The organism is Agromyces italicus DSM 16388, assembly GCF_000421545.1.
Lineage (GTDB): Bacteria > Actinomycetota > Actinomycetes > Actinomycetales > Microbacteriaceae > Agromyces > Agromyces italicus.
In genome coordinates this window covers 22065-32585 of record NZ_ATXF01000005.1, presented here as the reverse complement: position 1 = coordinate 32585, position 10521 = coordinate 22065, and the positions used below count along the sequence as shown (strand labels likewise).

Annotated in this window: 8 protein-coding genes; 2 read left to right on the top strand and 6 right to left on the bottom strand. The window is 67.6% G+C overall.

All coding sequences use genetic code 11. The features are described from left to right. Positions 1-109: 109 nt before the first annotated feature. A complete protein-coding gene (locus tag H516_RS18280) occupies positions 110-1060 on the bottom strand; it encodes a hypothetical protein (RefSeq protein ID WP_022888518.1) in 951 nt (316 codons plus the stop codon). 164 nt (positions 1061-1224) lie between these two features. On the opposite strand from H516_RS18280, the gene H516_RS0104465 reads away from it, so the two are divergent. Continuing rightward, positions 1225-2082, top strand: a complete 858-nt coding sequence (locus tag H516_RS0104465; protein WP_026378422.1) for an AraC family transcriptional regulator — start codon at positions 1225-1227, stop codon at positions 2080-2082. A gap of 56 nt (positions 2083-2138) precedes the next feature. Here H516_RS0104465 and H516_RS0104460 read toward each other — a convergent pair whose 3' ends face one another. From H516_RS0104460 to H516_RS0104450, 3 genes are all read right to left on the bottom strand, one after another. Continuing rightward, on the bottom strand, positions 2139-2963 hold the full coding sequence (locus H516_RS0104460; protein ID WP_022888516.1) for a carbohydrate ABC transporter permease: 825 nt from the start codon (positions 2961-2963) through the stop codon (positions 2139-2141). Next, a complete protein-coding gene (locus H516_RS0104455; protein WP_211217069.1) occupies positions 2963-3934 on the bottom strand; it encodes a carbohydrate ABC transporter permease in 972 nt (323 codons plus the stop codon). The genes H516_RS0104460 and H516_RS0104455 overlap by 1 nt, the downstream gene beginning before the upstream one ends. A 76-nt stretch (positions 3935-4010) precedes the next feature. After that, positions 4011-5303: an ABC transporter substrate-binding protein gene (locus H516_RS0104450; protein WP_022888514.1), complete on the bottom strand. Its 1293-nt coding sequence runs from the start codon at positions 5301-5303 to the stop codon at positions 4011-4013. 340 nt (positions 5304-5643) lie between these two features. On the opposite strand from H516_RS0104450, the gene H516_RS0104445 reads away from it, so the two are divergent. Further along, a complete protein-coding gene (locus tag H516_RS0104445) occupies positions 5644-6702 on the top strand; it encodes an ROK family protein (protein WP_169513498.1) in 1059 nt (352 codons plus the stop codon). Here H516_RS0104445 and H516_RS0104440 read toward each other — a convergent pair. Both H516_RS0104440 and H516_RS22650 read right to left on the bottom strand, forming a co-directional pair. Then, entirely contained in the window at positions 6689-8857 is a 2169-nt protein-coding gene (locus H516_RS0104440) for an alpha-galactosidase (protein WP_022888512.1), read from the bottom strand. The genes H516_RS0104445 and H516_RS0104440 overlap by 14 nt on opposite strands. 125 nt (positions 8858-8982) lie before the next feature. Further along, the gene (locus H516_RS22650; protein WP_245561724.1) at positions 8983-10461 is read right to left on the bottom strand and encodes an ATP-dependent DNA helicase; all 1479 of its coding nucleotides are present in this window, start codon (positions 10459-10461) and stop codon (positions 8983-8985) included. Between the last annotated feature and the right edge of the window lie 60 nt (positions 10462-10521).

Here is a 10521-nt window from a genome sequence, read left to right as displayed (position 1 = left end):
ACTCTCGCACAGGTCCGACTAGCTCACGGCTGTGGCGCCACGACGCCGGGCCCAACCTCCGAGAAATCCGACGTCTCGCCGCCTGACGGGAACCTCAGGCCGATCGCGATCAGGCCATCTCCCAGCCGATGGACCAAGTCGAAGAAGCTCCGGGCTGCAGCGTGACCGACGGCCCCATCACCTCGAGCTCCACGAGCCAGTCCGACGGCTGCATGGCCCCGAGGCTCTCGATCGGAGCGGCGGCGGGGTACTGCATCCAGACCTCCACGCGGCATCCGTCGTCGGGTCGTGGGAGAGCGGGCGCCGGGTCGAAGTTCAGCGACAGGCTCCCGCCATGCGCGAAGCGATACCCGATGGTTCCGGCCGCTGTTCGCCATCCGAGCTTCGCGATCACAGGCTGGATGGGCAGGAGGATCTCGGATGAGTTGGGCGGGAGTTCGAGGACGCCGTCGTATGAGCCTAGGTCGACCGGCGGTGCCGGCGGATCGAGGGGGATCACGACCCCGCACCCGGCGATGCCGAGTTCCGCGCCGGAGGCGACCTGCGCGACCTCCCACGGCGCCCAGGTGATGGTGCGACCGGACGTGTTCTCGAGCGTGATGCGCTGGTCGAACCGGTGTCCGACCCTGGACAGGTCGAATGCGCGCGTGATGCGCAGTCCCGTCCGCGGGTCAGCGGCGCTCGCCATCTCGACGGCGATGCTGTGTTCGCGATCCTCGACGGCGAACGAGTACGCCCCGGTGTCGAGCACAGGATCGGGCGGGCCCGCCCAGGCGTCATCATCATCCCAGCCCTGAGGTGCCGGCCAGGTCTTCGAGCCGCCGGGGTTCGGCCACGATCCCATCGAGCCGTCGAGCGGCGGCCACGTCCGGCGAGGTGAGAGGACCCGCAGGTCGGCGTCGAAGAGGCGGGGGTTCCGCCAGAGGAATTCGTGCCCGCCATGTCGCAGTGACAGCATGCGGCCACCGAGCGAGGGGGCGAACGTGACGTCGTAGGCCGCGAATTCGAAGCGGTGGAGTCCGATGTCGGGGTCACCGGACTCGATCGTCCTCACCGCCATGCGGCGCTCCGTCCATTTGCAGCGGAGTGCGCGGCCCGGAATCGGCGACGGGGCCCTGGTTGGATGATCCGGCGATCTTGAATGGCGGAAGGACCCACTAGCGTTGGCACGAGGGTCGTCAGATGCGACGAATCACTGATCACCGCAGCCAAGGAGGCGTGCCCGTGCCAACGGAGGGATTCTTCGGACAACGGCTCGTCGTCCTGCCGGCGTCCACCGTGGCCGATGCCCGGCGCGCACCCGTGACGAGGCGGCTGCTGGTCACCGACGTCGGCGTGTTCCCACGTGCCGCCGGTCATGAGCGGGAGAGACCCGACGGCACCGATCGTGCCGTCGTGCTGGTCTGCGCTGAGGGACGCGGGTGGGTGGAGACCGCCCGGGGTCGCCGAGAGGTGCTCGCCGGGGAGTTCGCGATTCTGCCGGCCGGCGTCCCGCACCGATACGGCGCGCACGACGCCGATCCGTGGAGCATCTGGTGGCTGCACGTGGCGGGCAGCGATGTCGACGAGCTCTTGGCCGACGACGGCAGCCTCGCATGGTCGGTGCGCCGTGCGAACCGGCTCATCGAGGCGACCGCGCTCATCACGGAGGCTCTTGAGGTGCTCGATCGCGGGCTCGGACCGGCGAACCTCCGACGGGCGTCGGGAGCGGCCTGGCACTTGCTGACCTCGCTGGCGGATGCCGCGGCATCCGCCTCGTCGCAGGAGGTCATCGAGCAGGCAGTGGCGATGCTCCGGCGGCGACTGGCGGACACGGTCACCGTCGCAGAACTCGCGGCGCTGGCCAACCTCAGCCCCTCGCATTTCCAGGTGCTGTTCAAGGCGGCGGTCGGCATGCCGGTCGGTCGCTTCCATCTGTCCCTCCGTATGCAGCAGGCACGTCAGTTGCTCGATGGCGGCGACCTGCCGATCAGCGAGGTCGGAGTCGCCGTGGGGTATCCCGACGCGGCGTTCTTCTCGCGTCAGTTCGCGAAGGTGCACGGCACGAGTCCTTCCGCCTATCGCCGCCAGGCGAAGGGCTGAGGCGCGGCGAATGGCGGCGGCGGGAAGCACGACCGATCGAGCTTCCCGCCGTGTCGTCACCCCTTCGTCGCGCCGCCCGTGAGGCCGCGCACGAAGTGCTTTTGGAAGAGCAGGTAGAAGATCAGTACCGGGATCGTGGCCAGGAACATGAACGCGAAGACCGCGCCGTAGTCCCTGAGGTACGTTCCGATCGACCGGTAGATGCCGACGGTCACGGTGTTGCCGGCGCCCGGGCCGAGCACGAGGAGCGGAGTGAGGAAGTCGTTCCAGATCCAGACGCCGAGGAAGATCAGCACGGATGCGGATGCCGGCCGCAGCAGCGGGAACACGATCTGCCAGAAGGTGCGGAACTTGCCGGCGCCGTCGACCCAGGCCGCCTCTTCGAGATCCCGCGGGATCGAGCGGACGAAGCCCATGAAGACGAACACGGCGAACGGGAGGTAGTAGCCGACGTTCACGAGGATTGCGCCGGGCACAGTGGCCATGAGGCCGATCTCGCGGAGGATGCGGGTGATCGGCACCATGATGACCGCGGGCGGGATCATGAGTCCGAGCAGCATGATGCCGAGCAGCACACGCCCCCAGGCCTTCTCGGACCGCACGAGGTAGTGGGCGCACATCGCCGCGAGGAGCGTCGTGATCACCATCGAGACGCCGGTGAGCTGGATGGAATTCGCGAGGCCCGACCAGAAGAGCCCGTCGGGCCGGGTCGCGACGCCGATGATGTTGTCGAGCGTCGGCTGCAGAGGGAGCGCGAGCGGCGAGGCGATCACCTCGGAGCTCGGCTTGAACACGTTGACGATCGCGATGTACAGCGGGAGGAAGAAGAATCCCGCGACCACGACGGCGAGGATCGGGCGGATCCAGGTGAATCGGTGCATCAGTGGGTGACCTCTCGACGCTGCAGGACTCGGAGGACGATGAGGTTGGCTGCCGCCACGATGATCAGCATGATGCCGGCCATCGCGGAGGCCATGCCGGTACGTTGCTCGACGAAGGCCGTCTGGATGACCTCGAACGCGATGGTGGCGGTGCTGCCGGAGCCGGGACCGCCGTTGGTGAGGACGGCGACCTGGTCGTACACCTTGAACGAGCTGATCATGAGCATGACGGTGGTGATCGTCAGCGAGGGGGCGAGCAGCGGCCAGGTGATCGCGCGGAATCGAGCTAACGGCCCGGCGCCGTCGATCGAGGCGGCTTCTTCGAGTTCGGTGGGGATACCCGCGAGCCCGGCGAGATACACGACGACCGCGAAGCCGAGCATCTGCCAGACCATGATCGAGGAGAGGCTGTAGATCGCGATGGCCGGGTCGGAGAGCCATCCGGGGGGATCGGTCACGCCGATCGAGCGAAGCGTCGTGTTGAGCAGCCCGTCGTCGACGAGGATCGAGCGCCAGATGACGGAGACGATGACCGCCGAAAGGATGACGGGCGTGAAGAACACGCTGCGCAGCAGGTTGTAGAGCCATCCCGACTTGTGCAGCATGAGGGCGATCGCGAGGCCGAGCGCGTTCGTGAAGATCACCACGATGGCCGTGATGAGCAGGGTGTTGCCGAGCGCCTGCAGGAACGACGGGTTCGTGAGCAGGAAGACGAAGTTGTCGAATCCGATGAATGATGTCTCGGGGCGTGTGGCTCGTTCGTCGGTGAAGCCGATGGCCAGCGTCCAGACGATCGGAACGAACACGATCGCGGTGAAGACGGCCAGTGAGGGCAGGACGAATACGGCGAACGTGCCGGCCTCCTGCCAGCGACGCAGGCCGCGGCGGATCACCCCGTTCGACCGGGGTGTCGCGCGATGCTCATCGCGCTCGCGTGTGGGGGCCACGCGGGTGGTGCTCGAGATGGACACGGTCCATTCCTCTCCGGCGCGCCTTCGCGCCATGACGTGGCTCGCCGCCGACCAAGGGCCGGCGGCGAGTCGTTCGTCATTGCGTCAGTTCGGTGTACTTCTGGTTGAGCTGGTCGATGAATCCGTCCACGTCGGTCTGTCCGTTGACCAGGTCTGTGATGGCGGCGTTGACCTCGGCGTTGAAACCGCTCGGAAGCGAGGGGATTCCGCCTTCGTTGCCGAAGACCGTCACGACCGTGCCGTTCTCGACGGCGTCGTTGTAGAGCGCGAGCGACTCGTCGTAGAGCTTCGTGGTGCCCTCCGGCACGGTGAAGTCCTTGAGCGCGACGAACAGGCCGTCGTTCAGGACGCCTCCGGCATTGTTCTCCTGCACCTGCGACCAGGCGAGCGCCCACTCCTTGGCCTTGTCGACGTCGGGGGCGCTCGAGCTCACCGAGAGGCCGCCGCCGGTGTAGGTCGGCATGATGAGCGAACCGTCGTCCGAGGGCCAGGCGAACACGCCGAGGTCCTCCTGTGCCGCCTCGTCGGGTGCCACGCTGAACCACGAGCCCATCGGGTACATCGCGCCATCACCCGCGAGGAAGGCCTCCTGGCCCTCGGCATAGGTCTTGGACAGCGTGGTCGGGCTGACGTAGCCCTTGTCGATGAGCTCCTTGAACTTCGTCACCGCGGTCACGAAGTCGGGGTCCGAGAAGTCGGTGTCGCCCGAGGCGAGCTGGGCGAGGAAGTCGGGGTTCTTCGCGTAGACCTCGGTGCCGATCAATCCGTCGAGTGCATAGATGTTCGCCCACGTGTCGGCGCCGCCGCCGTTGACGACGATGGGCGTGATGCCTGCGGCCTTGACCTTCTCCGACGCGGCGAGCAGCTCATCCCAGGTCTGGGGGACCTCGGCGACGCCGGCCTTCTCGAAGGCCGCCTTGCTGTAGTACATGTTCGGGATCGTCTGCGTGTTCGTCGGCAGCTGGTAGATCGTGCCGTCGAAGCTGTTCGAGGTCGGGTCGATCCAGTTCTCGAGCTCGTCCTCGGAGAACTCGGCGAGCTTGCCGGCCTCGGCGAGCCCGGTGGGGTTCACGGCGACCATGATGTCAGGCAGCTCACCCGTGGAGTCGAGCTGGCGGGCGTACGCGTCGCGGTCGTTGTTCGGCGCCACGAGGCGCTCGATCTTGACGCCGGGAACGATGGCATTGGTGCGCTCGATCGTCTCGTCCCAGTAGGCCGCGTCGAGATTCGGCGTCTCGAACGTCAGGAAGGTCAAGGTGACGTCGCCTGACGCATCCGTTCCTTCCGAACCGGCGCCGGCGGTGCAGCCGGCGAGCAGGGCGACGGCGGCGACACCGGCGCCGACCGCTGCGATCGTTTTCTTGAACACGGGATCTTCCTCGATTCGTGGGGGAACGGCTGGCTGTGATGGTGCAACGAAGTTTCCCCGGGTATCGATGGAATCACGTTGCAGCTGAATGCGACTTACTAAAGCACCCTTCTTATGTATATAGGATTGTCCTGCCCGGCGCAAACGACGGGACGAAATGATGACGCACACCGCCCCACGGAGGTTCGGTAAGTTGAGTGGATTACGCCCGGCGTACGCGCGGCAGATTCGACGGCCCCCACAGGAGATGAGCGATCAGATGAACGGTCGGACCGGAGACCCGTCGGCTCTTCGTCGTCTCAATCTCCAATCCGTCCTCCGGGTACTCCATTCCGGTGGCGTGCACACGATCTCCGAGTTGGCGCAGCAGGCCCAGCTCTCCCGCCCGACGACGAAGCAGGCGGTCGACGACCTCGTTGCCAGTGGATGGGTGGCCGCCACCGAGAACCACCGCGACGAGACGGTCATCGGCCGCCCTGCGCAGGCGTTCGAGTTTCGGCCAGGGGCCGGGTACGTCCTCGGCGCCGACATCGGCGCGGCCAAGGCGATGGTGCTCATCAGCGACCTCGACGGCACGGTCGTCGCCCGCTCGAGGATCGACGTCTCGCCCGAACTCGACCCCGATCAGAGGCTCGAGGCCCTCGGGGGCGCGATCGACGAGGCCCTGGCCGCGCTTGGCGCGCCGATCGAGGCAGTGACCGACGCCGTCATCGCGACGCCCGGGACTATCGATCGCGAAGGCCAGGTCGTCTGGGGGCGCGCGATCCCCGGCTGGCTCGGAAGTAACCCCGCACGATGGGTGGCCGAGCGGTACCCGTTTCGTACCGAGGGCGCCAGTGACATGCCGATGGCCGCCCTCGCCGAGCACTGGCGAGGTGCTGCGACGCTGGCGACCGGCGTCGTCTACGTTCACGTCGGACGCCGGCTCGGCGCCGCCGCACTCATCGGCGGCCGACCCCATTACGGCCATCACGGCGCGGCCATCCAGATCGGTCTCTGGCGCGCGACGCCGTGGCGTGAGCAGTACACCGACCTTCTGCAGCTCGACGGCGATCAGTCGCAGTCGGGCGCTCCGGCAGTGTTCGAAGCGGCGGCCCGCGGCGACGAGGACGCCCGGTCTCGCGTCGACGCCCTCGCTGACGAACTCGTGGCGGGTCTCCTGCCGATGGTGATCGCCATGGACCCCGAACTCCTCGTCATCGGCGGCGGCGTCTCGGCCGCGGGCGAGGGCATCGCCGCTCCCGTCCGCGAACGCATCAGAGCTGAGACGCCGTTCGCACCAGAGGTCGTGTGCTCTTCGCTCGGGGATGAGGCGGTCGCGCTCGGGTCCCTCCGCACGGCGCTCGACCGTGCGGAGGAACGGCTGTTCGCCGAGCTGGCGCCCGTCACACGCGGCTGAGCGCGATCACCAGCACCTGCTCGGGGTCCATCACGGGTGCCTCGAGCCCATACCTGGCCAGAACGCGGCCGGGCAGCGTGGTGCCCTCGGCGACCCAGGGCATCGGCGTGTAGGCACGCGTGCGCAGTGGACGATCCGGGGTGACGACATCGACTCGGTACGTCGACTCGGGGTCGAGCCCGGGCAGTCGCACGCGACCGGACGATGGGGCGAGCCCGGAGGTCAGCTGCGCAAGGGTGAACACTGCCTCCGACCCATCGCGGGCGACCACCCCGCGGACGAGCAGCGAGGGGTCAGGGTGGTCAAGGTTGACCGCCCGCCCCGAGTGCAGCGTGTCGCGATAGCGCTTGTAGAGGGTGATCCAGGCCGCGAGTTCAACCCGCTCCTTGGCCGTGGCGCGGGTGAGGTCCCACTGGATGCCGAGATATCCGAGGAGCGCGACGCCACCGCGAAGGTCGATTGTTGAGTGCCGTCCCGTGGTGTGGGAGTGCGTCGTCGCGATGTCGTTGCCGCTCATCTCGATGGGCATGAGGAGGTTGGTGTACTGCTGCGTGATCGCGCGCTCGATCGGGTCGGCGCAATCGCTCGTCCAGGTGCGTTCCGTACGGGCGAGGATCTCGAGGTCGATCCTGGCGCCGCCGGACGCGCAGTTCTCGATCTCGACGTTCGGGTGGCGTCGGCGCAGTTCGTCGATCAGCCGGTAGACGGCGAGCGTGTGCTCGCGGAGCACGGCGCGACCGTCGCGGCCGGGCTCGAGTACGTCCCGGTTGTGATCCCACTTCAGGTAGTCGATGTCGTGCGAGCCGAGTAGCCAGTCGAGGCGCCCCAGGATGTAGTCGTAGACCTCGGGGTTCGAGAAGTCGAGCACGTGCTGCCACTTGCCGACGGGCGGGAATCGCTCGCCCGGTCGCAGGATCCACTCCGGATGCTCCGTGGCGAGTCGCGACTCGACGCTGACCATCTCGGGCTCGACCCAGATGCCGAAGCCCATCCCACGCGACCGGACGTGGCGGATGATCGGGTCGAATCCCTCGGGCCAGACATCCGGATCGATGTACCAGTCGCCGAGCGCGCGTCGGTCGTCGCGCCGGCCGAGGAACCATCCGTCGTCCAGCATGAAGAGCTCGGCCCCGACCTCGGCACCGAGATCCGCGAGCTGGATGAGCTTGTCCATCTGGTGGTCGAAGTACACGGCCTCCCAGACGTTCATGACCACGGGGCGCGGATTCGAACGCGCGCGCTGCTGCGATCGCACCTGGTCGTGGAACCGTGCTGCCAGCTCGTCGAGGCCGTCGCCGTGGGCTGCGTAGATCCAGGGAGAGCGGTACTCGTCGCCAGGTTCGAGGATCACTTCGCCTGGGAGGAGGAGTTCGGCGCCGCTCAAGACGGCGCCCCCGAGGATGGTCTGCTCGACGGCCAGCTCGTGATTGCCGCTCCAGGCGACGTGGACCGCGCGTACTTCGCCCCGTTCGAACCCGAACCCGGGCACGCCCGCGACGAGCATCAGCGAGGCGTCGGCTCCGGGTCGTCCCTTGCGGCTCTCGCGAACGTATCGACCGGTCGTGAGTACGTGGCGCTGCGGGATCCGCTCACGCATCCACCGCCCCGAGAGGTCGAGGATCTCCGTCATACGGTCCTCGAGCGGGAGGGTCGCGCGAAGTGATCCGAGCAGGTAGGCGTTGTCGGCGATGTTGCGCAGTGTCAGCCGCTCGCGCACCAGGCCGGATACGGTGAGCTCCAACTCGATCGTCAGGCGGAGGCCCGCCTCGGTGTCGAGGCACTCGAGGGTAATGCCGTGCGCCGAACCGGCTTGGCCAGTCTCTCCCGTGCGGTCATCAGTCAGCCGTCGGGTTTCCTCGACCCGAACCGTTGCGAATGCGGGAGAGAAAGCCGACGCCCGCCCATGCCCCTCCAGCCCCGGCGTTCCCGTCCATCCCTGTGACGCGAGGGGCACCAGCGTGACCGCGACGGGTTCGTCGACGTCGCCGACCCGATGCTGTGGTGCGTTCGTACTGATGAGTGCCGTCACGTCGTCGTGTGTCAGCGGGCCGAGGTCGGGGCCCCAGTACCGTACGGTGGGTGCACCCCGGGAAGGAAGTTCGACGACGAGGGAGGTCCCGCCCCGTCGGAGGTGCAGTGGAGAGTTGTCGAGCATTGCGTCCCTTCAGATATGAAAGAAGGTTACGTAAGAACGCGGCATTATTGCAACCCGTGAGGCGGAATGGCAGCTCTCGCCGCCGCGCGGCAATCATTGGGCGGCGCAAGTAGTGCGCCCGCCGCTCACCGGCCCAAGCCCGTTTCCGGGGTGCTCCGTCTTGCCAGGTCTCGATTGAATCTGGTTCCATCCGGCAGATTTGCTTCGCGCTGCCGCCGCTCCGTACCAGTGACGAGGCCGCGGATGGACTCTCGTGCAGCGGCCGTCGCCTGCAAGAGTCCGCGATCGGCGCGATTGCGTTCCATTGCGAGCACGAATTGCTCCCGCGCGTCGTCCAGATCAGTCGCGACGATGTGGAGGCGGTTGGAGATTCGTCCGCGGGTCATTCCGACGTAGACGGTGGATGCATCCATGGTGTCAGCTAGCACCGTCTGCGAGGCGGCCACGGTCGTGCCCTGCATCCCATAAGCAGTCGAGGCGTACGCCAGATGGGTGTGCTCGGCAACGTATTCAGCAGGCAAGTGCACAGTGCTGCGTCTGCGGGCGTTTCGCTCCCTCGCCCACAACGAACCATCGCTGCTTACGCACTGGACGATCCAGGTCTGCCGGTTCGCCACGTGCACGGCGGCGTCATTCTGCCTGGTCTGGATCACGTCGCCGCGTCCGATGCTCAGGCCGTCGCTCCCGGTTGCCGTGCGATCGTCATCGACCCGCCGTGCCCGTATCCGTTCCTCACGGATGCGTGCGTTCAACTCGCGGGCTCCGTCGTTCGTCGCAACCGTGAGGGCATCTCCATCCCGCCACTCGCATGCGACCGCGTCCTGGAGGGCATCCGTGTCTTCATGCGTCGCGACGAGGCCGAGCGCTGCGAGACGGTCGAACAGCGATGCAAGGCGAGCCCCATTGCGCATCTGCACAGTGAGCGCGGCGTACGCGGGGTTGGTGAAACGGTGAACGGTCGTCATGCTGTGCACGCGGGGGAGCAGTTGCGCCGCCATGTCGAGTACACCTCCGCGCCCGACCGCTGCGAGTTGCGCGCGGTCGCCGATCAGGGCGACGGTGGCGCCGTGCTCATCGGCAACGGTCAGGAGCGCGAGCGCCGTGTCCTGGTCGAGCATCCCCGCTTCGTCGACGACGATGCGCTCACCACGAGCAAGACGAGCGGATGCCGCGGGGCCGGCGTACGCGGCATCCGTATCAGGATCTGTATCGCCGACGGCGAGCCGGGTCCAGACGCCGTCTCGATTCCAGCGCCAGCCGTGCTCGTGCACGAGCTTCGCGACGCTGTCGGTTGCAACGCCGAGTTCCTGGCGGGCAACGTCGGCGGCCTTCTTCGTCGGCGTGACCACGCGGATCGCGCGGCCGTGCGCAGCGGCGGCCTCAATTGCGGCGGCGAGCATCGTCGTCTTGCCCGCGCCGGCGGCGCCCTCCACGACGACGAGCGGCTCGGTGGATGCCACGGCCGAGGCCGCTCGCACCTGCGCGGCGTCGAGCCGGTGCCGGCGTCCGATGCGCGTCAGGTCCGGCCGGCGACGTCGGCCGGCGTATGCGGCCCGTGCCGTGAGCAGGTCGCGCAGCCGGGTCTCGGCGGCGATGACGTGCATGCTCGTGAGGTGTGCCACGTGCTCGGGATGCGGGCTGTCGGGTGGCAAGACCGAAAGGCA

Excerpts from the sequence above, each read along its gene's own strand:
- H516_RS0104440 (WP_022888512.1), bottom strand. The coding sequence starts at position 8,857 with ATGCTCGACAACTCTCCACTGCACCTCCGACGGGGCGGGACCTCCCTC.
- H516_RS22650 (WP_245561724.1), bottom strand. The coding sequence starts at position 10,461 with ATGCACGTCATCGCCGCCGAGACCCGGCTGCGCGACCTGCTCACGGCA.
- H516_RS18280 (WP_022888518.1), bottom strand. The coding sequence starts at position 1,060 with ATGGCGGTGAGGACGATCGAGTCCGGTGACCCCGACATCGGACTCCAC.
- H516_RS0104460 (WP_022888516.1), bottom strand. The coding sequence starts at position 2,963 with ATGCACCGATTCACCTGGATCCGCCCGATCCTCGCCGTCGTGGTCGCG.